This is a genomic window from Chromobacterium alticapitis (genome assembly GCF_002924365.1).
Taxonomy (GTDB): Bacteria; Pseudomonadota; Gammaproteobacteria; order Burkholderiales; family Chromobacteriaceae; genus Chromobacterium; species Chromobacterium alticapitis.
In genome coordinates, this window is the sequence record NZ_PQWB01000051.1 from 38,417 (window position 1) to 64,695 (window position 26,279).

22 protein-coding genes and 2 tRNA genes are annotated in these 26,279 nt (G+C 63.7%); 14 read left to right on the forward strand and 10 right to left on the reverse strand.

The genetic code is table 11. The features are described from left to right. Positions 1-35: 35 nt before the first annotated feature. From C2I19_RS13230 to C2I19_RS13240, 3 genes are all read right to left on the reverse strand, one after another. Positions 36-126, reverse strand: a tRNA-Ser gene (locus C2I19_RS13230). Between the two features lie 52 nt (positions 127-178). Beyond that, a tRNA-Ser gene (locus tag C2I19_RS13235) sits at positions 179-269 on the reverse strand. A gap of 62 nt (positions 270-331) precedes the next feature. Continuing rightward, positions 332-1,456, reverse strand: a complete 1,125-nt coding sequence (locus C2I19_RS13240) for a GNAT family N-acetyltransferase (protein WP_103903168.1) — start codon at positions 1,454-1,456, stop codon at positions 332-334. A 71-nt stretch (positions 1,457-1,527) separates the two neighbouring features. Here C2I19_RS13240 and C2I19_RS13245 point away from each other — a divergent pair, with 71 nt between their 5' ends. The 5 genes from C2I19_RS13245 (at position 1,528) to C2I19_RS13265 (ending at position 7,786) form a co-directional block, all read left to right on the forward strand. After that, a complete protein-coding gene (locus C2I19_RS13245) occupies positions 1,528-3,120 on the forward strand; it encodes an NAD+ synthase (protein ID WP_103903169.1) in 1,593 nt (530 codons plus the stop codon). A gap of 118 nt (positions 3,121-3,238) precedes the next feature. Further along, positions 3,239-3,856, forward strand: coding sequence for an outer membrane lipoprotein periplasmic chaperone LolA (gene lolA, locus C2I19_RS13250; protein ID WP_103903170.1), 618 nt, complete (start codon positions 3,239-3,241; stop codon positions 3,854-3,856). Positions 3,857-3,997: 141 nt separating this feature from the next. Beyond that, entirely contained in the window at positions 3,998-6,364 is a 2,367-nt protein-coding gene (locus C2I19_RS13255; RefSeq protein WP_103903171.1) for a GAF domain-containing sensor histidine kinase, read from the forward strand. After that, positions 6,361-6,783, forward strand: a complete 423-nt coding sequence (locus tag C2I19_RS13260) for a response regulator (RefSeq protein WP_103903172.1) — start codon at positions 6,361-6,363, stop codon at positions 6,781-6,783. The genes C2I19_RS13255 and C2I19_RS13260 overlap by 4 nt, the downstream gene beginning before the upstream one ends. Beyond that, the gene (locus C2I19_RS13265) at positions 6,773-7,786 is read left to right on the forward strand and encodes a GGDEF domain-containing response regulator (RefSeq protein WP_103903173.1); all 1,014 of its coding nucleotides are present in this window, start codon (positions 6,773-6,775) and stop codon (positions 7,784-7,786) included. The genes C2I19_RS13260 and C2I19_RS13265 overlap by 11 nt, the downstream gene beginning before the upstream one ends. Before the next feature lie 22 nt (positions 7,787-7,808). Here C2I19_RS13265 and C2I19_RS13270 read toward each other — a convergent pair whose 3' ends face one another. From C2I19_RS13270 to hrcA, 6 genes are all read right to left on the reverse strand, one after another. Then, complete coding sequence (locus tag C2I19_RS13270; RefSeq protein ID WP_103903174.1) at positions 7,809-8,612, reverse strand: class I SAM-dependent methyltransferase; 804 nt, start codon at positions 8,610-8,612, stop codon at positions 7,809-7,811. Positions 8,613-8,877: 265 nt separating this feature from the next. Next, complete coding sequence (gene recR, locus C2I19_RS13275) at positions 8,878-9,474, reverse strand: recombination mediator RecR (protein WP_103903233.1); 597 nt, start codon at positions 9,472-9,474, stop codon at positions 8,878-8,880. Between the two features lie 97 nt (positions 9,475-9,571). Beyond that, positions 9,572-9,898, reverse strand: a complete 327-nt coding sequence (locus C2I19_RS13280; RefSeq protein ID WP_103903175.1) for a YbaB/EbfC family nucleoid-associated protein — start codon at positions 9,896-9,898, stop codon at positions 9,572-9,574. Between the two features lie 5 nt (positions 9,899-9,903). Further along, the gene (gene dnaX / locus C2I19_RS13285) at positions 9,904-11,838 is read right to left on the reverse strand and encodes a DNA polymerase III subunit gamma/tau (protein ID WP_103903176.1); all 1,935 of its coding nucleotides are present in this window, start codon (positions 11,836-11,838) and stop codon (positions 9,904-9,906) included. A 93-nt stretch (positions 11,839-11,931) separates the two neighbouring features. Further along, positions 11,932-12,966, reverse strand: a complete 1,035-nt coding sequence (gene mltB / locus C2I19_RS13290) for a lytic murein transglycosylase B (RefSeq protein WP_199181173.1) — start codon at positions 12,964-12,966, stop codon at positions 11,932-11,934. A 56-nt stretch (positions 12,967-13,022) separates the two neighbouring features. Then, complete coding sequence (hrcA, locus tag C2I19_RS13295; RefSeq protein ID WP_103903235.1) at positions 13,023-14,045, reverse strand: heat-inducible transcriptional repressor HrcA; 1,023 nt, start codon at positions 14,043-14,045, stop codon at positions 13,023-13,025. 157 nt (positions 14,046-14,202) lie between these two features. Here hrcA and recA point away from each other — a divergent pair, with 157 nt between their 5' ends. From recA to C2I19_RS13325, 5 genes are all read left to right on the forward strand, one after another. After that, a complete protein-coding gene (recA, locus tag C2I19_RS13300; protein ID WP_103903177.1) occupies positions 14,203-15,255 on the forward strand; it encodes a recombinase RecA in 1,053 nt (350 codons plus the stop codon). Further along, on the forward strand, positions 15,255-15,713 hold the full coding sequence (gene recX / locus C2I19_RS13305) for a recombination regulator RecX (RefSeq protein ID WP_103903178.1): 459 nt from the start codon (positions 15,255-15,257) through the stop codon (positions 15,711-15,713). Before recA ends, recX begins: the two co-directional genes overlap by 1 nt. 156 nt (positions 15,714-15,869) lie before the next feature. After that, on the forward strand, positions 15,870-18,503 hold the full coding sequence (alaS, locus tag C2I19_RS13310) for an alanine--tRNA ligase (RefSeq protein WP_103903179.1): 2,634 nt from the start codon (positions 15,870-15,872) through the stop codon (positions 18,501-18,503). 111 nt (positions 18,504-18,614) lie between these two features. After that, positions 18,615-19,106 carry a GNAT family N-acetyltransferase gene (locus tag C2I19_RS13315; protein WP_103903180.1) on the forward strand — a complete coding sequence of 164 codons (492 nt, stop codon included), beginning with the start codon at positions 18,615-18,617 and terminating at the stop codon, positions 19,104-19,106. A 520-nt stretch (positions 19,107-19,626) separates the two neighbouring features. After that, positions 19,627-20,394: a substrate-binding periplasmic protein gene (locus C2I19_RS13325; RefSeq protein WP_158253706.1), complete on the forward strand. Its 768-nt coding sequence runs from the start codon at positions 19,627-19,629 to the stop codon at positions 20,392-20,394. Here the strand turns inward: C2I19_RS13325 and C2I19_RS13330 are convergent. After that, entirely contained in the window at positions 20,391-21,158 is a 768-nt protein-coding gene (locus C2I19_RS13330) for a sulfite exporter TauE/SafE family protein (protein WP_103903236.1), read from the reverse strand. The two genes, C2I19_RS13325 and C2I19_RS13330, sit on opposite strands and share 4 nt — an antisense overlap. A 202-nt stretch (positions 21,159-21,360) precedes the next feature. On the opposite strand from C2I19_RS13330, the gene C2I19_RS21775 reads away from it, so the two are divergent. The 4 genes from C2I19_RS21775 (at position 21,361) to kdpB (ending at position 26,154) form a co-directional block, all read left to right on the forward strand. Next, positions 21,361-21,696 carry a hypothetical protein gene (locus tag C2I19_RS21775; protein WP_146056810.1) on the forward strand — a complete coding sequence of 112 codons (336 nt, stop codon included), beginning with the start codon at positions 21,361-21,363 and terminating at the stop codon, positions 21,694-21,696. Positions 21,697-22,106: 410 nt separating this feature from the next. After that, positions 22,107-22,196, forward strand: coding sequence for a K(+)-transporting ATPase subunit F (gene kdpF, locus C2I19_RS13340; protein WP_103903184.1), 90 nt, complete (start codon positions 22,107-22,109; stop codon positions 22,194-22,196). 2 nt (positions 22,197-22,198) lie between these two features. Next, a complete protein-coding gene (gene kdpA, locus C2I19_RS13345) occupies positions 22,199-24,007 on the forward strand; it encodes a potassium-transporting ATPase subunit KdpA (protein ID WP_103903185.1) in 1,809 nt (602 codons plus the stop codon). Positions 24,008-24,033: 26 nt separating this feature from the next. Further along, the gene (gene kdpB, locus C2I19_RS13350; RefSeq protein ID WP_103903186.1) at positions 24,034-26,154 is read left to right on the forward strand and encodes a potassium-transporting ATPase subunit KdpB; all 2,121 of its coding nucleotides are present in this window, start codon (positions 24,034-24,036) and stop codon (positions 26,152-26,154) included. The last annotated feature ends 125 nt before the right edge of the window (positions 26,155-26,279 follow it).

Below are 26,279 nucleotides of genomic sequence, written 5' to 3' on the forward strand. Positions count from 1 at the left end.
TGAAAAAAGCCCCGAACGAGTCGGGGCTTTTTATTTGGCGGAGAGGGGGGGATTCGAACCCCCGTTAGGCTATTAACCTAAACACGCTTTCCAGGCGTGCGACTTAAACCACTCATCCACCTCTCCGGAGGTGTCTTGCTGAATTGTCGAAACCGCCAGGCGATTCCGTAATGAATTCTGGCGGAGAGGGGGGGATTCGAACCCCCGTTAGGCTATTAACCTAAACACGCTTTCCAGGCGTGCGACTTAAACCACTCATCCACCTCTCCAGAACCCGTAACCGATACGCTGGGCGTTTCGATCACAGAGGCTGCGCAGTATATAAGCCCCTCTATTCTTGCGCAAGTGTTTTGTAAGCGGAATGAGAAAATAACTGTTCAACATAGCCCGCCACACCTGCGCGCTCGCGCCCCAGCCAGCTCGCGATGGCCTCGCGGAAGCGCGCGTCGGCGATGTAATGGGCGGAAAACGTCCGCGCCGGTTCGAAACCGCGGGCCAGCTTGTGCTCGCCCTGCGCGCCGCCTTCAAAGCTTTGCAGGCCGCGGGCGATGGCGTACTCCAGCCCCTGGTAGTAACACAATTCGAAGTGCAGGCAGGGCACCTCGTCCAGCGCGCCCCAGTAGCGGCCGTACAAGGCGTCGCCGTCGCGCACGCACAGGCTGGCGGCGATGTCCTCTCCGCCCCGGCTGGCGATGAACATCACGCAGTGATCGGCCAGCCGCTCCCCGATCAACCGGAAAAAGTCCAGGTTCAGATACGGCGCCGAACGGTGCTCCAGATAGGTTTGCCGATAGCAGCGATAGAACAGCCGCCAATCGGCCTCGCCGATGTCCTTCCCCTCCTGCGCGCGCACCACCACGCCCGCCTCTGCCACCTTGCGCCGCTCCTGCCGTATCTTTTTGCGCTTGTCGCGGCTCAAGGCGTTTAGGAAATCATCGAAACCGGCGTAGCCGCGATTGCGCCAATGGAACTGCACGCCCTCGCGCAGCAGCCAGCCCGCCTGCTCCAGCCGCGCCGCCTCGACCTCGCTTGGAAACAACACGTGGGCCGACGAGAGGCCGTTGTCATCTGCCAGTTGCCGCAGGCCATCTATTAGCCGCGCCTGATCCTCGGCGCCGCCCAGCAACCGGCCGCCCGTCACCGGCGTGAATGGCGAAGCCACCACCAGCTTGGGGTAATACGCCAGTCCGGCGCGGGCGTAGGCCTCGGACCAAGCCCAGTCGAACACGTATTCGCCGCGGTTGTGCTGTTTCAGATAAGCCGGCGCCAAGGCCTCGGCGCGGCCGTCCCGCTCCACCGCCAAGGGCAGCGGCCGCCAGCCGCTGGCGCCGCCCACGCAGCCGGTCTCCTCCAGCGCCGCCAGCCATTCCCGCCCGACGAACACCCCCGCGCCCTCGCCGGCCGGCCAGGCGGGCCGGGCGATGGCGGCTACGCCTTCATACAATCGCAAACGCAATGCTTTTCCTTTCCGGGCCTTCGTCTTCGGGTAAAATGCAACGATCAAGAAACCTTCGGTATCTTCTCAAGATGCGTATCGCACTCGCCCAGTTCAACCCCGTGGTCGGCGACATCGCCGGCAATGCCCAGAAAATCGTCGATCTCGCCCAGCAAGCCATGGCACAGGGCGCGGACATCCTGTTGACGCCGGAGCTGGCGCTGACCGGCTACAGCCCGGAAGATCTGCTGCTGCGCGACAGCTTCTACCGCGAAGTGGCGCGCGGCCTGGACATCATCGAGCAACTGGACGGCATCACCGTCATCGTCGGCCACCCGGCCCGCTTCGGCGCCGAGCGCTTCAACGCCGCCACCGTGCTGCGCGACGGCAACCGCCTGGGCCAGTATCACAAGATGCTGCTGCCCAATTATGAAGTGTTCGACGAATGCCGCTACTTCACGCCGGGCGCTGCGCCCTTGGTGTTCGAACAAAACGGCGTCAAGGTGGGCGTGCTGATCTGCGAGGACGCCTGGCAGCTGGAACCCGCTTCCGAGGCCGCCGACGCCGGGGCCGAGCTGCTGCTGAGCCTGAACGCCTCGCCCTTCCATCGCGACAAGATAGAAACCCGCCACGAGGTGCTGCGCTACCGCGTGGAGGAAACCGGCCTGCCGCTGGCCTACGTCAATCTTGTGGGCGGCCAGGACGAGCTGGTGTTCGACGGCGCATCGTTCGCGCTGGACACGCAGGGACGGCTGGTCGCCCAGGCCGCGGCATACGATGAAGAACTGCTGTTGCTGGACTACGCCGACGGCGATCTCCAGCCCGGCCGCTGCGCCGCGCTGCCCGGCACGCTGGAAAGCGTGTATCGGACGCTGGTGGTGGGCGTGCGCGACTACATCGGCAAAAACGGCTTCCCCGGCGCGCTGCTCGGCCTGTCCGGCGGCATAGATTCGGCGCTGACGCTGGCGGTGGCGGTGGACGCGCTAGGCGCGGACAAGGTGCACGCGGTGATGATGCCCTCGCGCTACACCGCGGATATTTCGGTGACCGACAGCCGAGACATGATCGCCCGCCTCGGCGTCAAGTACGACGAGATCGAAATCTGGCCGATGTACGAGAGCTTCATGGCCGCCCTCGCCCCTTCGTTCGAAGGCCTGGCCATGGACACCACCGAGGAGAACCTGCAGGCGCGCATCCGCGGCACCCTGCTGATGGCGCTGTCCAACAAGAGCGGCAAGCTGGTGCTGACCACCGGCAACAAGTCCGAGATGACCACCGGCTACTGCACGCTGTACGGCGACATGGCCGGCGGCTTCGCCGTGCTGAAAGACGTGGCCAAGACCCTGGTATTCGAGCTGTGCCGCTGGCGCAATACCGTGTCCGACGTGATCCCGGAACGCATCATCACCCGTCCGCCGTCGGCCGAACTGCGCCCGGATCAGAAAGACCAGGACAGCCTGCCGCCGTACGAGGTGCTGGACGCCATCATGGCGCGCTACGTCGAAGACAATGAATCCGCCGAGGAAATCATCGCGGCCGGCTACGACGCGGCCGACGTCAAGCGCGTGGTCCGCCTGCTCAAGATCAACGAGTACAAGCGCCGCCAGGCGCCGGTGGGTCCGCGCGTGACCCAGCGCGGCTTCGGCAAGGATTGGCGCTACCCGATCACCAACCGCTTCAGCTGAGCCGGCAACATTCCGCAACGCTTTTCATAAACCGCGCGGCGGCGGGGCCGAACCCGTCCGCCCGCCGCGCGGTCCTAGCATTTTCACGGCAGCCCGGCTGTCCCAAGGAAAACACTCGATGAAACCCATTTTCCCTCTGCTGGGCGCCGCCCTGGCCTGCTGCCTGGCCCTGCCGGCGCACGCCTCGGCCGTGGCGCAACTAAAGGCCTTCGTCGCCGGCAGCAAGACGCTGAGCTCAGACTTCAGCCAGACCGTCACCAACAAGGGCAAGCGCGAGGAAGCCAGCGGCAAGCTGGAAATCGCCCGCCCCGGCAAATTCCGCTGGGAATACACCAAGCCCTACGCCCAGCTGATCGTCGGCGACGGCAAAACGCTGTGGATCTATGACCAGGATCTGGCCCAAGTCACCCGCAAGGCGCAAGGCGCGGCGCTGGGCTCCAGCCCGGCGGCGCTCTTGGCCGGCAGCAACGCCATCGAACGAGACTACAAGCTGAACGAAGCCGGCAAGCAAGGCGACATCGAATGGCTGGCCGCCAGCCCGAGCAAGCCGGACAACACCTTCAGCGCTATCCGCATGGGTTTCCGCAACAATATGCTGGTGGAAATGGAACTGACCGACAGCTTCGGCAACGACACCCGCATCCGCTTCAGCCAGCCGCGGCAGAACGTGGCGCTGCCGGCCTCCCGTTTCGCCTTCGCGCCGCCCAAGGGCATGGACGTGGTCAGCGGCGATTGATCCCCGCCCGCGGTCGCCGCTCGGCCTCCGCGGGTGCTTTCCCCCTCCCGCAGCTTGCCATCCCGCCTTTGCAATCCCTCCTACCGACCGCTACAAATAGGAAATATTCGGCACAAGACAGTCAAATTCGGGATTTGACACATGAAAAACGGCAAGACAGGCACCAGGTCCCTGGCCGGCCGCCTGGTATTGGCCACCCTGCTATTCTGCCTCGCCTTCACTTTCGCCACCGTCGTCGTCAAAACCTGGCTGACTTGGAACGAGCAAGTCCAGGCCATGCAAAACCAGTTGAACCTGATCGGCGACATCTACCAGCAAACGCTGAACAAGGCCATCTGGGACCTGGACCGCAGCGCCATAGACGAGCATCTGCGCAGCAGCTTCCACGTGCCGTCGGTCGGCAAGGTCACCATCAAGCTGATCAATCTGAACGCCGAATCGCAACGGCCTTACGAGGCGGAGTCCTTCATGCTGTCCAAGCCCGGCTGGCAAAACACCGCCTGGACGCCGAAAATATTCTTCCTGCTTAAACACCACGACCTCACCGCCCACACCACCGAAACGATAGGCAGCCTGGAGATAGAGGGCGATAGCCGCATTCTGGTCGCGGAGCTGAAGAAGGAAATCGGCAACATAGTCCTGACGCAGACCATCTACTCGCTGATGCTGGCCGGCTTTCTGATGTTGATTTTCAACCGTTACGTCACCAGCCACATCCGCAAGATCGCCCTGCATCTGGATCAGTTCTCGCCGCAGACTTTGCACAAGCTGATACGGCTGGAGCGGCGGCACAGCCATCAGGACGAGCTGGACAAACTGGCCAACGGCATCAATACGATGCAGCAGAACTTGTCCGAGTATTTGGCGCAAAAAAATCAGTATGAAGAAGAACTCTCCGCCCACCGCGACCACTTGAGCGAGCTGGTGCATCAGCGCACGGCGGATTTGCACCAGGCCAACATTGCCTTGACGACCTCAGCCGACACGCTGCGCCAGCTCGGCGACATCGGCAAGGCGCTGACGGCCAGCCTGGACAGCAAGGCGATATGCGTCGCGCTCTACCAGCATCTGCGCGAGCTGATGCCCATAGACAGCTTCGCCGTCGCCCTGCTCAAATTCGACGCCAACGCTCTGGAACTGATTTACAGCATCGACGACGGCGAGGAAAAACCCGCCCTTCTTTATCCGCTGGATAAAACAGACACCTTCGTCGTCAGCGCATTTCTCGGCACCGAAGAAATTCTGCTGCTCGACGAAAACGCCATCGCGCAGTTGCATGCGCCGGCCGGCGCGCCGTTCGGGCAAAACATGAAACAAGGCGTGGTCCATCAGCTGACCGCCGGCCGCAATTGCATTGGCATAGCCATGGCGCTCAGCCGCGAGGCAGGCGCGTTTCAGCGACGCGAGCTGGAAATCCTGCGCTCCATCGCCGCCTACGCCGCCATCGCGCTGACCAACGCCATCTCCTACAACATGATCAAAGCCGCGCGGCAACACGCGGACCAGGCTCTGCAGGAACTGCGGCAGACCCAGGGGCAATTGATACAGTCCGAAAAAATGGCCGTGCTGGGCCAGCTAGTCGCCGGCGTCGCCCATGAAATCAACACGCCAATCGGCGCCATCAAATCCAGCAGCAACAATATCCTGGACGCGCTGGGCCATGCGCTGGACAACCTGCCCGCCATTCTGCTGCAACTGGACGCGCCTCATCTCGAATTGTTCAAGCAATTGCTGGACAGCGGCAAGCAAGCCAACGCGGCGTTCAACAGCCGGGAAGAACGCAGCATATCCAGGCAACTGGCCGAGCAGCTGACCCAGCTCGGCCTGGAGGACGCGCGCGGCAAGGCCGCCATGCTGGTCCAATTGCGGGCGCATGAGCGCTATCTTGATTTCCAGCCCTTGCTGACGCATCCGCAAAGCGGAGAAATCTTGAACGCCGCCTATAATTTGCACTCCATCATCATGAATGCGGCCAACATCAATATGGCAGTGGACCGCGTCGGAAAAATCATTTTCGCGCTGAAGACATTCTCCCGTTTCGATACCAATGACGAAATGATGGAAGCGCCATTAACCGACAGCATAGAAACCGTGCTGACTATTTATCAAAACAAGATCAAGCAAAATATAGAGCTGATTCGGGATTATCAGGACATCCCGCAAATAAAATGCCAGCCAGATCAACTCAATCAGGTCTGGACCAATCTGATTGCCAACTCGCTGCAGGCCATGAATTACCACGGCACCCTGCGGCTTGGCATTCAAAAAGACGGGGACTATGCTGTAGTGTCCATCCACGACACCGGCTGCGGCATTCCCGAAGCCGTCAAAGATCGCATATTCGACCCCTTCTTCACCACCAAACCCAGAGGCGAAGGCACGGGATTGGGCCTGGACATCGTCAGAAAAATCATAGAAAGACACAGGGGGAAAATAGAATTTTCCAGCGAAGTGGGCCATGGCACCACGTTCAAGGTTTTCTTGCCCTATGAACAGGAGGCAAGATGAAAAAAGGCGTGATTCTTTGCGTGGATGACGAGCCCAGCGTGCTCATCGCCTTGCGCGACCAATTGAAAAAACATTATCCCGCCTATCTGGTGGAAATCGCCGAAAGCGCGGCCGAAGGGCTGGACATACTCGACGAAATCGCCGCCGAAGGCTGGATTCCCTTGGTGGTGATTTCCGACTTCATCATGCCGAGCATGAATGGCGACGCCTTTCTGTCCGCCGCCAGAAAACTATTCCCGCACATCATCACCGTTCTGCTGTCCGGCCAGGGCAACGAGGCCTCCATACATTCGGCGCTGGCGACGGGTTCGGCCAACCACTTTTTTTCCAAGCCCTGGGAGGCGACAGATCTGATGCGCTGCATAGACGCCGGGCTCGATGAATTCTGGCGCAAGATGGGAAACGATCATGCCGACTGACGGGCTCTCCGGAGCGGACAGGAAAATCGTCCTCTGCGTCGACGACGACATCGCCGTGCTCAGCGCCCTGCGCAACGCGCTGTCGCAGCACTTCCACAACGAACTCATCGTCGAAATCGCCGAAAGCGGCGAAGAGGCGCTGGATCTGCTCGAAGAGCTGCGGCAGGAAGGCCGGCCGCTGACCATCATCGTGGCCGACTACATCATGCCCGGCATGAAAGGGGACGAGTTGCTGGTGCGCGTGCACACCAGCCAGCCCTCCGCCATCAAGATCATGCTGACCGGGCAGAGCGATATGCAGGGCGTCAAGCGCGCCATCAACGAGGCCAATCTGTTCCGCTTCATGGAAAAGCCCTGGCTCAACGAAGACCTGATCCTGACTTTGCAATCGGCGATCCGTTCCTATGTGCTGGACCAGGAACTGCGCGGCTATATCGATAAGCTGCAGCGCATGAACGACGAGCTGGAGAACATAGTCCAGGCCCGCACCCATGAGCTGGAGCTGAAAAACGAGGAGCTGAACCGCCTCGCCACCACCGACAGGCTGACCGGCCTCTACAACCGGCTGTTCCTGGAAAAAATGCTGCCGCACGAGTTCGCGGTGGCCAAGCGCTTTTCCAGCCCGTTTGCCTTCATCCTGCTGGACATCGACCACTTCAAACTGGTCAACGACCGGCATGGCCACCAGGTGGGCGACGAGGTGCTGAAGACGATGGCCGACATCATCCGCCGCACCGTCCGCGCCTGCGACATCACCGTGCGCTGGGGAGGCGAGGAATTTCTGATCATCTGCAGCGACACCCACCTGCGCGGCGCCCGCACGCTGGCGGAAAAGCTGCGGCAGGCCGTAGAGGGCCATGACTTCCCCGTCGTCGAGCGCTGCACCGCCAGCTTCGGCGTGGCCGCCTACCAGGAAAGCGACGACATCCACAGCATGCTGGAACGGGCCGATCAGGCCCTCTACGCCGCCAAGCACGCCGGCCGCAACCGGGTGGAGGGCTAGCCCCGCGCCCGCCCCTGCCCCGCTAGCCCTCCTTCTGCGCCCAGGTGGCGATGAAAGTCGGCAGATAGCGGTCAATCACGAAGCGCGGCGCGGCGGCATAAGCCTCCTGGAAGCCGCGCAGCGCGAAACCCGCCGCCAGCTGGCCGCCTATCAGCTGGCTCAGACTGTGGCCGAACACCAAGGACTCGCCGCGCTCGCGCTTGGCCGCCAGCGCGGCCTCGTCCAGATCGCGCACATCCGCGTAGGGCGGCTTGTAACGCGGCGTGATCCGCCCCCGGGCCAGATCATCCGCATCGCGCTCCGCCACAAAAACCACCGGGTTGTAAAAGCTGGCCAGCAGCCGCCCGCCCGGCCGCAGCACGCGCATGCATTCACGCCATACCGGCGCCACATCCGGCGCGTACAGATTGGAAATCGGGTGGAACACGCAATCGAAGCTCGCATCGGCGAAGCGGGACAGATCGGCCATATCGCCCTGCTCCAGCCGCAACGCCAGCCCTTCGCGCCCAGCCACCATGCGGTCGCGCGCCAATTGCTCGGCCGATGCGTCCAGCACCGTCACCTCGGCTCCGGCAGCGGCCAGCAAGGGCGCCTGCTGGCCGCCGCCGGCCGCCAGGCACAATATGCGCCAACTGGCCGGCGCATCCAGCCAGCCGGTTGGCAGCGGGTCCGGCGTCAGCCTGGCCTGATGGCGGCCAGCGCGGGCGTCGGCGATATCGGCCGCGGAAACGGGGCGCGACCATTCGCAGTCGGCGCGGGCCTGTTTATCCCAGGCGGCTTGGTTATGGCGGAAAACTTCGTCGTGTATGGATACGGCGTCAGGCATCTTGACCTCCTGCAGAGGAAAGGGAAACCGATGCCGGCGCGCAGCGGCGCAAACGATGCCCGCGCCCAAACGGGACGGGATGCGGGGCAATCTGTCGACAACAAGCAATGCGCACGCTCGCACGCGCCGGACGGCGGAGCGAAAATCGGGGACGCCAAGGGCATCCGGGCATCACTTGTTCATGTCGATCAGACTCCTGAAGAGGAAAACAGGGGAAAGCAGGCGACGATTCTAGCGAATCCGCCATGCCGAAACCATGCGCCGGCTATACGCTGCGCCGCTCGTACACCGCCTGGGCCAGCGTGCCCAGGTCCACGTATTCCAGCTCGCCGCCCACCGGCATGCCGCGGGCGATGCGGGTCACGGCCAGCCCGCGGTCCTTGAACAGCTCGCTCAACATATGAGCCGTCACCTCGCCCTCGGCGGTGAAATTGGTGGCGACCACGATCTCGCTCACCTGGCCGTCCAGCGCGCGCGGCAGCAGCTTGTCCAGGTTCAGGTCCTTGGGACCGATATTGTCCAACGGCGAAATCCGCCCCATCAACACGAAATACAGACCCTCGAAGCACTTGGCCTGCTCCAGCATCATCAGGTCCGCCGGCATCTCCACGATGCACAGCTGGTCCTGCCGGCGGCCGTCGTCGGCGCAGATCGCGCACAGTTCGGCCTCGCTGAAGGTATTGCAGCGTTGGCAATGCGTCAGCTGAGTCAGCGCCACGTCCAGCGCGCGCGCCAGCTTGTCCGCGCCCTTCTTGTCCCGCTGCAGCAGGTGGAAAGCCATGCGCTGCGCGGTTTTCGGGCCGACGCCGGGCAGCACTTTCAAGGCGGAGATCAATTGCTCCAGCGCGGGGGGATTCTTCATCGACACGGCATCAACCTGCGGAAAACCCGGCGCGGCGCCCGGCATGCCATGCCCAAGCGCCGCGCCGAAGAAAAAGGCCCGTCGCCGGGCCCTGGAATCAGAACGGGAACTTCATCCCGGCCGGCAGGTTCATGCCGGCGGTGAAACCGGACATGCGTTCCTGGCTGGTGGCCTCCACCTTGCGCGCGGCGTCGTTGAACGCGGCGGCGATCAGGTCTTCCAGCATTTCCTTGTCGTCCAGCACGCTGTCGTCGATGGCGACGCGCTTGACATCGTGGGAGCAGGTCATCGTGACCTTGACCATGCCGGCTCCGGACTGGCCTTCCACTTCCACCAAGGCCAGTTCTTCCTGAGCCTTCTTCATGTTTTCCTGCATTTGCTGGGCCTGCTTCATCAGGCCGGCGATACCTGCTTTGCCGAACATCGCGGTCACTCCTGTACGGGTTGAATGGTCTCGATGAGCAGCGTGGCGCCGAGTTCTCGCACCATCTGCTGCACCACCGGATCGTTTTGCAAACACTCGCGAGCGGCGGCCAGTTGCTCCTGCCGCAGCCGGGCGTCGGTCATGGCCGGGGTTTCCATCCCCAGCTCCTCCACCGTCACCGCGAGTTCCACCGCATGGCCGAAACGTTCGGCCAGCGCGGCTTTGAGTTTTTCCTGATAATCGCGTCCGCTCATATGGCGGAAGCTCTCCGGCACCGCCAGCTCCAGCCGGCTCTGGCTCCAGCGCTTCAATACCGCATTATGAGCCAACATGCGCGCCGCGCCGAGCTTGGCGCCGAGCTCGGCCACCAGCCGCTGCCAATCGCCGTCGAAGCTGTAGCTCGCCGGCTCGTCTTCCAGCGGCGCTTGCATCGCGTAATCCGGCATGTCGTCGCCGCCGGATTGCTGCCACGGCGAGTCCAGCGCCTCTTCCTCGTCGCGCTCCTCCTCTTCCGGCTCAGGCTCCACGGGCTTGGCCGGCGTCGGCGCGGCCGGACGCGGCTCCGGCCTGGGTTCTATCTTGGCCGGTTCAAGCGGCCTTGTCTGACTAGGCGCGGGCTCTGGCTCCGGCTTGGCCGGCTCCGGTTCTGTCTTGGACGGCTCCGGCGACGCCTGCCGCGCAGCCGGTTTCGCCTGATGATTCGCCAGACCCGCGGCCTGCAGCGCGCGCGCGGCCGGCGATATGCCCCGTTCAGCGGGAAGCGATGCGCTGGCCGCCTGCGCGGTGGCGGCGGCCGGACGCGGAACGGGCTGCGGCGCGGCCGCCCGGGCCGGCGCGGCGCTCTCCGCCGGCGCGTTGGCCGGGTGGAAGGCCAGCATGCGCAACAGCGTCATATTGAAGCCGGCGTGCTCATCCGGCGCCAGCGCCAGGTCTTTGCGGCCGTGGATGGCGATCTGGTAATACAGTTGCACGTCCTGCGGCGCGATGGCGTCGGCCAGCGCGAAGATCGCCTCGCGCTCCGGCTCGTCGTCGGCCAGCGCCGCCGGCACCGTCTGCGCCAACGCCAGTTGCTGCAGCAGCACGGCGAGCTCGGACAGGGCCGCGTCGAAGCTGACGCCTCTCTCGGCCAGGCTGTCGGCCTCGGCCAGCAGCGCCGGTCCGTCAGCCTCGGCCAGCGCCTGCAGCAAGGTGAACAGGAAGCGGCGGTCCACCGCGCCCAGCATGGCGCGCACGCCGTCTTCCTTGACCTCGCCCAGGCCATAGGCGATGGCCTGGTCCAGCAGCGATTGCGCGTCGCGCATCGAACCCGCCGCGGCGCGGCCCAGCAGCGCTAGCGCCGGCGCTTCGTACTGGATGCCTTCCACATCCAGCATGTGCGCCAGATGGCTGGACACCTGCTGCGGCGTCATATTGCGCAGGGAAAACTGCAGGCAGCGGCTCAGCACCGTCACCGGCACCTTTTGCGGGTCGGTGGTGGCCAAGATGAACTTGACGTGTCCGGGCGGCTCCTCCAGCGTCTTCAGCATCGCGTTGAAGGCGCTCTTGGACAGCATGTGCACTTCGTCGATGATGTAGACCTTGAAGCGGCCCATGGTCGGCGCATACTGCGCGTTTTCCAGCACTTCGCGGATATTGTCGATGCCGGTGTTGGACGCGGCGTCGATCTCCAGCAGGTCCACGTAGCGGCCGGCGTCGATCTGGCGGCAGGCCTGGCATTCGCCGCAAGGCTCGGCCGTGGTGCCGGTTTCGCAGTTCAGGCTTTTCGCCAGAATGCGGGCGATGGTGGTCTTGCCCACCCCTCGGGTGCCGGTCAGCAGATAAGCGTGGTGCAGCCGCTGCTCTTTCAGGGCGTTGGAGAGGGCGCGCACCACATGCTCCTGGCCGACCAGGTCGGCGAAGCGTTTGGGCCGCCATTTGCGGGCAAGGACTTGATAGCTCATGGGGGCGGATTTTAATGGCAATTGCCGCGCAAGGCGACAGGTTTCGCCGGCGCGGCCGCGAGGGCGGCGCCGGTCGGCATGGCTGGATCGGCCTTACTGCGCGGCGGAAGCCGGCTCGGACTGCCGCTGCGCCAGGCCGGCGTAATAACGCTGGCGAAGCTGCTCGGCGATTTCCTGCACCGCCTTGGCGTACAGGGTGCTGCGGTTGTAGCGGGTGATGGCGTAGAAGTTATTCAGCCCCAGCCAGTATTCAGTCACGCCGGGCGAGCTTTCCAGCGAGAACAGCACCGCCGGCACGTCGTCAGCCAGCGGCGCTTGCGCCGCCACGCCCATCTTGCGCAGCTCGCCCACCGTGTAGTGCAGATTGAATTTGTCGGCCAGCAGCTTGTCGATCTGCGGTCCCGCCACCACGCTGGCCGGCACCACCACATCGTCGCCATGCCTCCAGCCGAACTGGCTGAAATAGTTGGCCACGCTGCCTATCGCGTCGTGCGGATTGTTCCAGATGTCGCGGTGGCCGTTGCCGTCGAAGTCCACCGCCCACTTGCGGTAGCTGGACGGCATGAATTGCGGCAAACCCATGGCGCCGGCGTAAGAGCCCTTCAGCGTCAGCGGGTCCTTGCCCTCTTCCTTGGCTAGCAGCAGGAACTGGGTCAGCTCGCCGCGGAAATACGCCGCGCGGCGCGGGTAGTCGAAGCCTATGGTGGACAAGGCGTCCACCAGGCGGAAGCTGCCGGTGTTGCGGCCGTAATGGGTTTCCACGCCCAGGATGGCCACGATCACCTCCGGCGCCACGCCGTACTGGCGCTCGGCGCGCGCCAGCGCGTCGGCATTGGCCTGCCAGAACGCCGCGCCGTCGGCGATGAGCTTCTCGCTGACGGTGGAGGCTCGGAACTGGTACCACGGCCGCGAGGTGGACGGCTTGTCCAGGATGCGGATGATATTGGGCTTCAACTCCACATTGGCGAACACCGCCTCCAGCTCGGGACGATTGAACTGGCCGCTGGCCACCTGCTCGTCTATGTAGCGCTGCACGTCGGGACGGCCCAGGAAGGCGGAATCCGCCCAGCCGGGGAGGGAGACGCAGACGGCGGCGGCCAGGACGGCCAGTTGGTGCATGGTTTTCATTTTTTTGCTCTTTAAATCGAAATTCGAGTCTGTCGTGTCAAAGGCGAAAACGCGCGTCAATCGCGGAAAGACAGCGCGTTGCTGACCAGGCGGGCCGTGATGTCCACGATGGGAATCACGCGCTCGTAGGCCATGCGGGTGGGGCCGACCACGCCCAGCGTGCCGACCACCTGGCCGTTGATGCAATATGGCGCGGTCACCACCGAGCATTCGTCCAGCGTCACCACGCCAGACTCCTCGCCGATGAAAATGTTCACGCCGCTCGCCTCCCTGCCCTGCGCCAGCAGCTTCAAAAGCTCGGTCTTGCGCTCGAACACGCCGAACAGCTCGCGCAGCCGCGACAGATCGTCCGACAGGTCATGCACCTGCAGCAGGCGCGAACCGCCGGACACCACCACGTTTTCCCCGCTTTGCGCCAGCGTCTGCTGGCCCAGCTTCACCGCCGCGGCCATCAACTCCGAGATATCGCCCTGCAGCTGCGCAAGCTCGCTCTCCACGCGTTGCGTGACGGCGCTGAGCCCCTGGCCGGCGTAATGCTGGTTGATGAAATTGCCGGCCTCGATCAGCTCGCCCTGCGTGTAATCGCGCTCAGTGCCCAGCAAGTGGTTCTGCACGTCGCCGTCCAGCGTCACCAGTATCATCAGCACCCGCCGTTCGGACAGCCGCAGGAACTCTATCTGGCGGAAGGCGACGTCGCTGCGCTGCGGCGTCAGCACCACGCCGGCGAAGCTGGTCAGCTCGGACAGCAGCGACGACGCCGCCTGCGCGATGCGCTGCGGGCTGTCCGGCTGCAGGCTGTGCTCCAGCTCGTGCAAAGACAGCCGGTCCAGCGGGCGTATGGTCAACAGGCGGTCTACGAACAAGCGGTAGCCGCGCGCAGTGGGCACGCGGCCGGCCGAGGTGTGCGGCGAGGCGATCAGGCCCATGTTTTCCAGATCGGCCAGCACATTGCGCACGCTGGCCGACGACAGCTCCACGCCCGGCAGAAGAGACAGGGCCTTGGAGGCGACCGGCTGGCCATCCGCGATATAGCGCTCGATCAGGATCTTGAGCAGATGTTGGGCGCGTTCGTTCATCATGTCCCCATTGTACACATCCTGCACCGCGCCAAAAGGGGGCGCGGCGCGGCTTTGCTCGCGCGGCATGAAAACGATGGCCGGCAAGCTGCTGTTCGTCCACTGGTTTTCTGCGATAATCGCCCCATTATTGGTCCGACCAACCCCATTTGGAGACAGCATGGCTTCCGAAGACAAGAGCAAGGCGCTCGCCGCCGCCCTCTCCCAGATTGAAAAGCAGTTCGGCAAGGGTTCGATCATGCGCATGAGCGACAACCAGATCAACGAAAACCTGCAGGTGGTCTCCACCGGCTCGCTGACCCTGGACTTGGCGCTTGGCGTCGGCGGCCTGCCGCGCGGCCGCGTGGTGGAAATCTACGGCCCGGAGTCGTCCGGTAAAACCACCCTGTGTCTGCAAGCCGTGGCCGAGATGCAAAAATTGGGCGGCACCTGCGCCTACATCGACGCGGAAAACGCGCTGGACCCGCAATATGCGCAAAAGCTGGGCGTCAAGGTCGACGACCTGCTGATCTCGCAGCCGGACACCGGCGAGCAGGCGCTGGAAATCTGCGACATGCTGGTGCGCTCCAGCGGCGTCGATCTGATCGTGATCGACTCGGTGGCCGCCTTGGTGCCCAAGGCTGAAATCGAAGGCGAAATGGGCGACAGCCACGTGGGCCTGCAAGCCCGCCTGATGAGCCAGGCGCTGCGCAAGCTGACCGGCAACATCAAGCGCACCAACACTCTGGTGATCTTCATCAACCAGATCCGCATGAAGATCGGCGTGATGTTCGGCAACCCGGAAACCACCACCGGCGGCAACGCGCTGAAGTTCTACGCCTCCGTGCGCCTGGACATCCGCCGCACCGGCGGCATCAAGAAGGGCGAGGAAGTGATCGGCAACGACACCCGCGTCAAAGTGGTGAAGAACAAGGTTTCCCCGCCGTTCCGCCAAGCCGATTTCGAAATCCTGTACGGCGAGGGCATCTCGCGCCAGGGCGAAATCATCGAGCTGGGCGTCAAGCACGGCTTCATCGACAAGTCCGGCGCCTGGTACGCCTACAACGGCCAGAAGATCGGCCAGGGCAAGGACAACACCCGCGAATGGCTGAAGGCCAACCCGGCGATCGCTGAAGAAATCGAGCGCAAGATCCGCGAAGCGGTGGGCGTGAAGATCGAAATCAACGAAAACCAGGGCGACGAAGAGTTCGCCGACGACGCTCTCGACGCCTGATGTCGGAGCAAGGCAAAAGCCTGAAGGCGCGAGCCGCCGAGCTGCTGTCCCGCCGGGAATACACCCGGCAGGAACTGGTTCGGCGGCTCGCGCCTTTTGCGGATAGCCCGGAGCAGCTGGAAACCGCTCTGGATGAACTGGCCGCGGCCGACTGGCAGTCCGACGACCGCTTCGCCCGCCAGTTCGCGGCGAGCAAGGGCGCCAAGTTCGGCAGCCGCCGCCTCGCCCAGGAAATGCGCCAGCGCGGCGTGGCCGACGAGGCCATACGCGAGGCATTGTCAGGCCAGGATGATCTGGCCAGCGCGCGCGCCCAATGGCGCAAGAAATTCGGCTGCCCGCCGGCCGACCCCCAGGAAAAAGCCAAGCAATATCGTTTCCTGGCGCAGCGCGGCTTCCCGGCCGACGTGATCCGCCAGGTCATCGCCGGCGACGCCGACGACGACTTCTACGAAGACTGAGCCATGGCCCCTCGCCGCCAAGCAGCGCCAGCCAAGGCTCGCGGCGGACCGGGGCGGCGCTGCGAAGCGCTTGCCAGCCAGGCTGCGGCTTGACACAATCGACGGATTCGTCCCGGCATGGCGCCCGGACCAGATTTGGAAAATTGACCCAAAATCATGAAAACTTCTGAAATTCGCAAGAAATTCCTGGATTTCTTCGCCTCCAAAGGCCACCAGGTCGTTCCCTCCAGCAGCCTGATCCCGGGCAATGACCCGACTCTGATGTTCACCGTCGCCGGCATGGTGCAGTTCAAGGACGTGTTCCTGGGCTTCGAGAAGCGCGACTACACCCGCGCCACCACCAGCCAGAAATGCCTGCGCGCGGGCGGCAAGCACAACGACCTGGAAAACGTCGGCTACACCGCGCGCCACCACACCTTCTTCGAAATGCTGGGCAACTTCAGCTTCGGCGACTACTTCAAGCGCGACGCCATCACCTTCGCCTGGGAGTTCCTGACCGGCGAGCAATGGCTGGCCCTGCCCAAAGACAAGCTGATGGTCACGGTGTACGCGTCCGATGACGAAGCCTACGACATCTGGCATAAAACCGTCGGCGTGCCGGCCGACAAGATCGTCCGCATCGGCGACAACAAGGGCGCGCCGTACGCGTCCGACAACTTCTGGACCATGGGCGACACCGGCCCCTGCGGCCCGTGCACCGAGATCTTCTTCGACCACGGCCCGTCCGTCGCCGGCGGCCCTCCGGGCAGCCCGGACGAAGACGGCGACCGCTTCATGGAGATCTGGAACAACGTCTTCATGCAGTTCAACCGCGACGAAGCCGGCGTGCTGCATCCGCTGCCCAAGCCTTCGGTCGACACCGGCATGGGCCTGGAGCGCCTGTCCACCGTGCTGCAGCACGTGAAGTCCAACTACGAAACCGACGCGCTGGCCTGCCTGGTGCGCGCCGCCGCCCGCGAAACCGGCGTGCCGTACAGCCAGGACGTGCCGTCGCTGAAGGTCATCGCCGACCACATCCGCGCCTGTTGCTTCATGATCGCAGACGGCATCCTGCCGTCCAACGAAGGCCGCGGCTACGTGCTGCGCCGCATCGCCCGCCGCGCCATCCGCCACGGCTACAAGCTGGGTCAGAAGGGTCTGTTCTTCCACAAGATCGTGGCCGACCTGGCCGCCGAGATGGGCGAAGCCTATCCGGACCTGCTGGAGAAGCAGGCCCAGATCGAAGACGCCATCCGCGCCGAGGAAATCAAGTTCGCCGAAACGCTGGAAAACGGCATGGCCCTGGTTGACGCCGCGCTGGAAGGCGGCAAGACCGCGCTGGACGGCGACACCATCTTCAAGCTGTACGACACCTTCGGCTTCCCGGTGGATCTGACCGCCGACATCTGCCGCGAGCGCGGCATCCACGCCGACCTGGAAGGTTTCGAGCGCGCGATGGAGGCTCAGCGCGAGCGCGGCCGCGCCGGCTCCAACTTCAAGATGAGCGGCAAGATCAGCTATAGCGGCGACGACACCCGCTTCCACGGCTACGACAAGTCCAGCGTGGAAGCCAAGGTGCTGGCGCTGTACAAGGGCACCGAGCCGGTTGAATCGCTGGCAGCCGGCGACGAAGGCATCGTGGTGCTCGACAACACCGCCTTCTACGCCGAGGGCGGCGGCCAGGTGGGCGACGTGGGCGAAATCTCCGCCACCGGCGGCCTGGACGCGCTGTTCGACGTGGCCGACACCCAGAAAATCCAGGGCGCGGTCTTCGGCCACAAGGGCAAGCTGGCCCGCGGCGCGCTGAAGGTGGGCGATGTGGTCACCGCCACCATCGACCTGCACCAACGCCTGGCCAGCGCCCGCAACCACTCCGCCACCCACCTGCTGCACGCGGCGCTGCGCCATGTGCTGGGCAGCCACGTGGCGCAGAAGGGTTCGCTGGTCAACCCGGAACGCACCCGCTTCGACTTCGCCCACGGCGAAGCCGTGAGCGCCGAGCAGATCGCCGAGCTGGAACGCGTGGTCAACCACGTGATCGCCGCCAACTACGAAGTGAAGGCCGAGCTGATGAGCATGGCCGACGCGCAGAAATCCGGCGCGATGATGCTGTTTGGCGAGAAGTACGGCGAAGAAGTGCGCGTGCTGACCATGGGAGACTTCTCCGCAGAACTGTGCGGCGGCACCCACGTCAAGCGCACCGGCGACATCGGCCTGTTCAAGATTGTGGCCGAAGGCGGCGTTGCCGCGGGCGTGCGCCGCATCGAAGCCGTCACCGGCGCGGGCGCCCTGGCCTACGTCCAGGCCCAGGACGCGCTGATCAAGGAAGCCGCCGGCGCGCTGAAGGCGCAGACCAGCGAGGAAGTGCTGGCCAAGATCGCCGCGCTGCAGGACAACGCCAAGGCGCTGGAAAAAGAACTGGCCAAGCTGAAGGGCCAGCTGGCCGCGACCGCCGGCGACAGCCTGGCCGACAGCGCCGCCGTCATCAACGGCGTCAAGGTGCTAGCCGCCGAACTGCCGGGCGCCGACAATACCGCGCTGCGCGAAACGCTGGACAAGCTGAAGGACAAGCTGGGCTCCGCCGCCATCGTGCTGGCCGCCAAGGCCGACGGCAAAGTGGCGCTGGTGGCCGGCGTCACCGCCGACCTGACCGGCAAAGTCAAAGCCGGCGAGCTGGTCAACTTCGTCGCCCAGCAAGTGGGCGGCAAGGGCGGCGGTCGTCCGGACATGGCCCAGGCCGGCGGCACCCAGCCGGAAAACCTGGACTCCGCGCTCAAGGGCGTGGAAGCCTGGGTGGCCGGCAAGCTGTAAGCCGCGTCGCCAGACCCTGACCCCAAACGGCCGCATGACTATCATGTGGCCGTTTTTCATTCGGTAACAATCGCGGACCAGAATAAGCCGGTCCACACCTGGGAGCCTGCCATGAATGCCACGGAATTCCGCCTTGCCGACTGGGACGACCTGCCGGCGGTCTGCCAACTGATTCATCAGGCCTTCGGCCCGCTGGCCGAGTCTCTGCCCAGCCGTCCCACCGCGCTGGACGAAACCGTGGCCAGCCTGACCGGCCACCTGGCCAGCGGCAGCCAGCTCTTCCTGGCTTGGCAGGAACAACGGCTGGCCGCCTGCTTGCTGGCCTTGCCGCCTGAAGACGGTTGCGCGGAGATCAAGCGCGTCTGCACGCATCCAGAACTGCAGGGACGAGGACTTGGCTCCGCCCTGTTCCAGTACGCGGAGAGCCAGCTGCGCCAACAGGGCATACTCAGCGCGCGCCTGGCCACGCGCCGCCGCCTCCCCGGCAATCTGTTCTTTTATCAGCGCCTGGGCTATCAGGAAATCGCCCGTCAGCCCTACGAGGCAGACATCGACGACGAACGCGTGACGATGAGCAAACAGCTGGCGGTGCAGGCCTTGTGATTTCCGCTACTTCTTTGCGATACCCGACTGTAAGTTTGTTTCATATCAAGCCACAAGAAATCAGAGTTTATTAATATACGCATGCTTCTTATGGCTTCTCCTTTGTTGTTTGCTTTGACGTCCCCGGGCTTTCACCCGGGGCTTTTTTTTGTTCTCCGCGGCAGCCTGGAAGATCGCGGGCCTCGCCTGACAAGCCGAGCCTCCTTGCCTCGCCGTCAACAAAACCCATTCAAGACGCGGGCATGCCCCATGGGGCAGCCAGCCCTGGCTACTCGATTGGCAGAGCCATTTTGCATGTCGTCCTATCCCATGCCCGAGATGCGCAGAGACAGACTAACCGCAGCCCGGATTGGCCAAGGGCCATGCGGCCCATGGACAAACGGATCGACCACTCAGCAAACGTCAACGGCACCGAGAACTCAAAATCCTCATCGCGCGCCACAATGACAAATGACTTTGCCTTTTGCATACCTGCCTCCTCCGCTTATAGTGGAAACACGCATCCATGCCGGGGAACGCCATGCGCCTGCCTATGCTCGCCTTGCTTGCCTGCTGTTTCCAGTTGCTGGTCGCCAAAGCCGATCAGCCCATGCCGGAACTCAATGCCCTGACGGAAAGCCTGCCGCCTCTCAGCTATGAAGAAAACGGCAGCTACAAGGGCTTTTCCAATGAGTTGCTGCAGATGATGCTGCGCGAAAGCGGCTTGCGCGCAACCATCCAGATCAAGCCGTGGAGCCGGGCGCTGCGCGAGGCCCAGCTCACGCCGAACACCGTGCTCTATCTGACAGTGCGCACGCCGGAGCGCGAAAACCTATTCAAATGGGTGGGGCCCGCTCTGCCGCTGCCCATAGAAATGTTCAGGCTCAGCGGCTCCCGCAGCGCGCCTTTCGCGTCGCTGGACCAGGCCCGCCACTCCCTGGTGGCGGTGCCGCGCGATACGCCTGGGCAGAAAATGATGGAAGACCACGGTTTTTCCGACAGCCAGAACCTGGTGCTGACCAATGACGAGGCCTTGTCGGTCAAGCTGCTGTATGCGCGCCGGGTGCAATACACGGTGGGCGTCGCCCTGTTCCAGCGCTACGCTGCGCATCAACAGGGGCAAGACCCTGAGCGGCTGGAGTCGGTACAGGTGCTGGACGACAGCACGCAGTTCTATTTCGCCTTGCAAAAGGACAGCAAGCCGGAATATGCCGCTCGCTTGCAGGCCGCGCTGGACAAACTAAAACAGGACGGCCGCTATGCCGCCCTGCTGAAACGTTACAGCCATCCCGGCGCCAAAACCAACTAGAACACCAGCTTGCCGCCCACCAGCGCCAGCATCACAGCCAGCGCCGGACGCAACCAATGATCCGCCAGCTTGCCGGTCAGCTTGCTGCCCAGCCAGATGCCTGGCAGGGAACCGCTGAGCAGCTTCAACAGCAACACCCAGTCCAAATGCCCCATGCTGGCGTGGCCCAGGCCGGCGACCAGGGTCAGCGGCACCGCGTGGGCGATCTCGGTCCCCACCAGGCGCGAAGTCGACAAGGCGGGATACAGCATGAACAAGGCCAGGGTGCCCAAGGCGCCGGCGCCGATGGAGCTCAGCGTCACCAGCAAGCCCAGCACGGCGCCGACCAGCGCAGTCGGCCACCAGCGCTCGCCCACGCCCAGCTTGGCAACGTGCCGCCCCCCCACTTTCAACAGCCAGGGCTTGCACAGAATGGCGGCTGCGGTCAGCAGCAAGGCCAGACCCAGCACGAAACGAAACAGTTCGTCCATGATTTTGGGCGACACATGCAGCCAGGACAGCAGACCCAGCGTCAGCAAAGCCGCCGGCACGCTGCCCAGCGCCAGGTGCAGCGTGATGCGCCAGTCGATATGGCGCTGCCTGTGGTGCACCACCACGCCGCCGGCCTTGGTCAGGGCCGCATACATCAGGTCGGTACCGACGGCGGTTGCCGGGGAGATGCCAAACCACAACAGAATGGGCGTCATCAGCGAGCCGCCGCCGACACCGGTCAGACCGACGATGAAGCCGACGACCAGACCCGCCGCCGTATATCCCAAATCCATAGCCATCCCCATTCATCCTGCAAGATGTCCCTGATGCTACGCGCTTTGCTTATAACAATTTAGATCCTTTTGATACAACATTATACCCTTGAAATCTATATCAAATCTCAGTGGCTAAGTTTCACCGCGCTATCACGGCAACGTAACAAGGCTGGCCTATGTTTGAACCGAGACAAACGACAAGGAACGCCACAATCGCCGCTTGATTTACACCCAAACGCTTTACAAACCTGACAAATCGCGTCAACTTGATACCGTCAGGGCGCAGCCCGACCCGCTAGCGGCCACACTCGCCGCAGCCCCCAGGATCGCCCTGAGAAATCCACGTTTCGAGATCGAAAGGTGCAGGATGATTTCTCGTATTCCTCTGAGCGTTCGCAGAAAACAAGCCCGAGACCAGCATGAAAGCTTCCTCTACGCCGTGGCCAAGCCGCAGTTGAGCGATGAGGAAAGGTCGCGCCAGCAAAAGGTGCGGCAACGCGCGCATGACCGCGACGACGCCCACTTCCTGGCAGACCGTTGCGACGATCTATTCTGAACCGAGACGGGTCCTGAGCGGCCCTCCGTTCCCCCCTCTCCGCCTCCCCGGCGGCACTACCGCTGTTTTTTATTTATCTCCTTCCTCGCAGCCAATCCGCCCGGCATGCCTCGCCTTTGCTGAGCAGCCATCCGCCCCCGCGCGCCGTTTTAGCCTAAAGAAAAATCAAACATGCGCCAGATAAGGGAATTTTTTCCCACGAAACTGGCCATTAAAGATAATTTTTATATTTTATTTACGCCTCGCCGCTCGCTTTTATCAGGTTTTTGACGCTGCATTGCGTACCTTCCACATCGCACATTACGCATGGAGATTTTCACTATGGACTGGCTTTATCTGGGCTTGGTCGCGCTGTTCGGCGCATTGACCTGGCTGCTGATCGCAGCCTGTGACCGACTAGGAGGCAAACAATGAGTGTTTGGTACCTGATCAGCGCCGCTCTGGCGCTCGGACTATTCGTCTATCTGATCTACGCATTGGTCAAACCGGAGAATTTCTAATCATGTCTACACCCGCCATGCTCCAACTGGGGCTGTTCCTGGTCGTGCTGATCGCGCTGGCCTGGCCTCTTGGCGCGTACATGACGCGCATCATGCAGGGGGACAACGTCGGTCCGGTGCGTTTCTTCGCGCCGCTGGAGCGCGCCTTCTACCGCCTGGCCGGCATCAAGCAGGATGAGGAAATGGGCTGGCGCGGCTATACCGTCGCGCTGATCCTGTTCAACGTGCTCGGCGTAATCGCCGTCTACGCGCTGCAACGCCTGCAAGGCGCGCTGCCGTTCAACCCGCAGGCCATGGCCGCGGTGAGCTCGGACTCCTCGTTCAACACCGCTGTTTCCTTCGTCACCAACACCAACTGGCAAGGCTACGGCGGCGAAACCACAATGAGCTATCTGACCCAGATGCTGGGTCTGACCGTGCAGAACTTCCTGTCCGCCGCCACCGGCGCCGCCGTAGTCATCGCGCTGATCCGCGGCTTCGCCCGCCACAGCAGCGCCAAGATCGGCAACTTCTGGGTAGACGTCACCCGCCTGACCCTGTACGTGCTGCTGCCGCTGGCCGTGGTGTTCGCGCTGGTATTCACCCAGCAAGGCGCCATCCAGAACCTGTCCGCCTACAAGGATGTGCACACGCTGGAAGCGACCAAGTATCAGCAACCCAAAGTGGATGCCAAGGGCAACCCGGTGACCGGCAAGGACGGCAAGCCGGTGATGGAAGACAAGACCACCCAGACGCAAACCCTGCCCATGGGTCCGGTGGCCTCGCAAGAAGCCATCAAGATGCTGGGCACCAACGGCGGCGGCTTCTTCAACGCCAACTCCGCCCACCCGTATGAAAACCCGACCCCGCTGTCCAACTTCCTGCAGGACATCGCGATCTTCCTGATCCCGGCCGCGCTGTGCTTCCTGTTTGGCCGCATGGTGGGCGACCGCCGCCAGGGCTGGGCCATTCTCGCCGCGATGACCATCATGTTCGCCACCGCGGTAACCGTGGTGACCAGCGCCGAGCAAGCCGGCGTGCCGCAATACAAGGCCCTGCACCTGGACCAGAAAGCCAGCAGCCTGCAATCCGGCGGCAATATGGAAGGCAAGGAAGCGCGCTTCGGCATCATCGACACCTCGCTGTTCATCGCTGTGACCACCTCCGCCTCCTGCGGCGCGGTCAACGCCATGCACGACTCGCTGACGCCTATCGGCGGCCTGGTCCCGACTTTCCTGATGCAGCTGGGCGAAGTGGTGTTCGGCGGCGTCGGCTCCGGCCTGTACGGCATGCTGATCTTCGCCATCCTGGCGGTGTTCATCGCCGGCCTGATGGTGGGCCGCACGCCGGAATACCTGGGCAAGAAGATCGAAACCTACGAAATGAAGATGACCGCGATCACCATTCTGGTGACCCCGACCCTGGTTCTGGCGCTGACCGCCATCGCCGTGAGCGTGGGCGCGGGCAAGGCCGGCATCCTCAATCCGGGCGCGCACGGCTTCAGCGAAATCCTGTACGCCTTCACCTCGGCCGCCAACAACAACGGCAGCGCCTTCGCCGGCCTGTCCGCCAACACGCCGTTCTACAACATCATGACCGGCATCGCCATGTTCTTCGGCCGCTTCTTCATGATCGTGCCCATTCTGGCTATCGCCGGCTCGCTGGCCGCCAAGAAACGTCTGGCCGTCACCGGCGGCACCCTGCCGACCCATGGCCCGCTGTTCGTGGTGTTGCTGATCGGCACCGTGCTGCTGGTTGGCGCGCTGAATTATGTTCCGGCCCTGGCACTGGGTCCGGTGGTTGAGCATCTGCAGATGATCGCCGCCCGCTAAGCGCCCGTCAGTCAAGGAAACTCGATATGAACGACAAGAATCATTCTAAGACGCTGGCTACCGACCCGACGGTCGGCGGCCACAAGAACGCGAACAAGTCGATGTTCGATCCGGCGCTGGTGAAACCGGCCATCGTCGATTCGTTCAAGAAGCTGTCGCCGCGCACCCAGTGGCGCAACCCGGTGATGTTCGTGGTCTACGTGGGCAGCATCCTGACCACCGGCCTGTGGATACAGTCGCTGGGCGGCCACGGCGAAGCCTCCTCCGGCTTCATCCTTGGCATCGCGCTGTGGCTGTGGTTCACCGTGCTGTTCGCCAACTTCGCCGAGGCGCTGGCCGAAGGCCGCAGCAAGGCCCAGGCCGCCAGCCTGCGCTCCGCCAAGAAGAACGTGGTGGCCAAGAAGCTGGCCGGCGGCAACCACGGCGCCGCCAAGACCATCGTCGACGGCACCAGCCTGCGCAAGGGCGACTTCGTGCTGGTGGAAGCCGGCGACGTGATCCCGGTGGACGGCGAAGTGGTGGAAGGCGTGGCCTCGGTCGACGAATCCGCCATCACCGGCGAATCCGCGCCGGTGATCCGCGAGTCCGGCGGCGACTTCTCCTCCGTTACCGGGGGCACCCGCGTGCTGTCCGACTGGATCGTGGTGAAAATCACCGTCAATCCGGGCGAAACCTTCCTCGACCGCATGATCGCGATGGTGGAAGGCGCCAAGCGCCAGAAGACGCCGAACGAGATCGCGCTGACCATCTTGCTGGTAGCGCTGACCATCGTGTTCCTGATCGTGACCGTCACCCTGCTGCCGTTCTCCTTGTTCAGCGTGGACGCGGCCAAGGCCGGCAGCCCGATCAGCATCACCACCCTGGTGGCGCTCTTGGTCTGCCTGATTCCGACCACCATCGGCGGCCTGTTGTCCGCCATCGGCGTGGCCGGCATGAGCCGCATGATGGGCGCCAATGTGATCGCCACCTCCGGCCGCGCGGTGGAAGCCGCCGGCGACGTGGACGTGCTGCTCTTGGACAAGACCGGCACCATCACGCTGGGCAACCGCCAGGCTTCCGCCTTCATCCCGGCGCCGGGCATCAGCGAGAAGGATCTGGCCGACGCCGCTCAGCTCGCTTCGCTGGCCGATGAAACGCCGGAAGGCCGCTCCATCGTGGTGCTGGCCAAGCAGAAGTTCAATCTGCGCGAACGCCAACTGGCCAGCCATGAAGCCAGCTTCATCCCGTTCAGCGCGCAAACCCGCATGTCTGGCATCGACTACGACGGCCGCCAGATCCGCAAGGGCGCCATCGACGCGATCCGCCGCCACATCGCCGAACAAGGCGGCCAGTTCCCGGACGCGCTGTCCAAGAGCGCCGACGAAGTGGCGCGCCGCGGCTCCACCCCGTTGTTGGTGGCCGAGGGCAACCGCGCGCTGGGCGTGATCGAGCTGAAGGACATCGTCAAGGGCGGCATCAAGGAGCGTTTCGCCGAACTGCGCCAGATGGGCATCAAGACGGTGATGATCACCGGCGACAACCCGCTGACCGCGGCGGCCATCGCTGCCGAAGCCGGCGTGGACGACTTCCTGGCCGAAGCCACGCCGGAAGCCAAGCTCAAGCTGATCCGCAGCCATCAGGCGGAAGGCAAGCTGGTGGCGATGACCGGCGACGGCACCAACGACGCCCCCGCCCTGGCCCAGGCCGACGTGGCCGTGGCGATGAACACCGGCACCCAGGCGGCCAAGGAAGCCGGCAATATGGTGGACCTGGACTCGAACCCGACCAAGCTGATCGAGATCGTGGAGATCGGCAAGCAGATGCTGATGACGCGCGGTTCGCTGACCACCTTCTCCATCGCCAACGACGTGGCCAAGTACTTCGCCATCATTCCGGCGGCGTTCGCCAGCACTTACCCGCAGCTGAACGCGCTGAACGTGATGGGGCTGAACAGCCCGGCCTCCGCCATCATGTCGGCGGTGATCTTCAACGCCGTCATCATCGTGTTCCTGATCCCGCTGGCGCTGAAGGGCGTGAAGTACCACGCCAAGAGCGCGGCCGAGCTGCTGCGCGGCAACCTGTTGGTCTACGGCCTGGGCGGCCTCCTGGTGCCCTTCGCCGGCATCAAGCTGATCGACATGGCGCTGGGCGCGCTGGGCCTGGTGTAACAGGCTAACCAGGTTCCCGGACCGGTTCCGGGGCATCACCCCGGCAAGCCGGGAACCGGGCGAAGGCGAGCCCGCCGCGCAAGCGAGCGACGCGGGCTCCTCGCCAAGAGAATGGAAAGGATTAT

Excerpts from the sequence above, each read along its gene's own strand:
- C2I19_RS13245 (WP_103903169.1), top strand. The coding sequence starts at position 1,528 with ATGCGTATCGCACTCGCCCAGTTCAACCCCGTGGTCGGCGACATCGCC.
- lolA (WP_103903170.1), top strand. The coding sequence starts at position 3,239 with ATGAAACCCATTTTCCCTCTGCTGGGCGCCGCCCTGGCCTGCTGCCTG.
- C2I19_RS13255 (WP_103903171.1), top strand. The coding sequence starts at position 3,998 with ATGAAAAACGGCAAGACAGGCACCAGGTCCCTGGCCGGCCGCCTGGTA.
- C2I19_RS13260 (WP_103903172.1), top strand. The coding sequence starts at position 6,361 with ATGAAAAAAGGCGTGATTCTTTGCGTGGATGACGAGCCCAGCGTGCTC.
- C2I19_RS13265 (WP_103903173.1), top strand. The coding sequence starts at position 6,773 with ATGCCGACTGACGGGCTCTCCGGAGCGGACAGGAAAATCGTCCTCTGC.
- C2I19_RS13270 (WP_103903174.1), bottom strand. The coding sequence starts at position 8,612 with ATGCCTGACGCCGTATCCATACACGACGAAGTTTTCCGCCATAACCAA.
- recR (WP_103903233.1), bottom strand. The coding sequence starts at position 9,474 with ATGAAGAATCCCCCCGCGCTGGAGCAATTGATCTCCGCCTTGAAAGTG.
- C2I19_RS13280 (WP_103903175.1), bottom strand. The coding sequence starts at position 9,898 with ATGTTCGGCAAAGCAGGTATCGCCGGCCTGATGAAGCAGGCCCAGCAA.
- dnaX (WP_103903176.1), bottom strand. The coding sequence starts at position 11,838 with ATGAGCTATCAAGTCCTTGCCCGCAAATGGCGGCCCAAACGCTTCGCC.
- mltB (WP_199181173.1), bottom strand. The coding sequence starts at position 12,966 with ATGAAAACCATGCACCAACTGGCCGTCCTGGCCGCCGCCGTCTGCGTC.
- hrcA (WP_103903235.1), bottom strand. The coding sequence starts at position 14,045 with ATGATGAACGAACGCGCCCAACATCTGCTCAAGATCCTGATCGAGCGC.
- recA (WP_103903177.1), top strand. The coding sequence starts at position 14,203 with ATGGCTTCCGAAGACAAGAGCAAGGCGCTCGCCGCCGCCCTCTCCCAG.
- recX (WP_103903178.1), top strand. The coding sequence starts at position 15,255 with ATGTCGGAGCAAGGCAAAAGCCTGAAGGCGCGAGCCGCCGAGCTGCTG.
- alaS (WP_103903179.1), top strand. The coding sequence starts at position 15,870 with ATGAAAACTTCTGAAATTCGCAAGAAATTCCTGGATTTCTTCGCCTCC.
- C2I19_RS13315 (WP_103903180.1), top strand. The coding sequence starts at position 18,615 with ATGAATGCCACGGAATTCCGCCTTGCCGACTGGGACGACCTGCCGGCG.
- C2I19_RS13325 (WP_158253706.1), top strand. The coding sequence starts at position 19,627 with ATGCGCCTGCCTATGCTCGCCTTGCTTGCCTGCTGTTTCCAGTTGCTG.
- C2I19_RS13330 (WP_103903236.1), bottom strand. The coding sequence starts at position 21,158 with ATGGATTTGGGATATACGGCGGCGGGTCTGGTCGTCGGCTTCATCGTC.
- kdpF (WP_103903184.1), top strand. The coding sequence starts at position 22,107 with ATGAGTGTTTGGTACCTGATCAGCGCCGCTCTGGCGCTCGGACTATTC.
- kdpA (WP_103903185.1), top strand. The coding sequence starts at position 22,199 with ATGTCTACACCCGCCATGCTCCAACTGGGGCTGTTCCTGGTCGTGCTG.
- kdpB (WP_103903186.1), top strand. The coding sequence starts at position 24,034 with ATGAACGACAAGAATCATTCTAAGACGCTGGCTACCGACCCGACGGTC.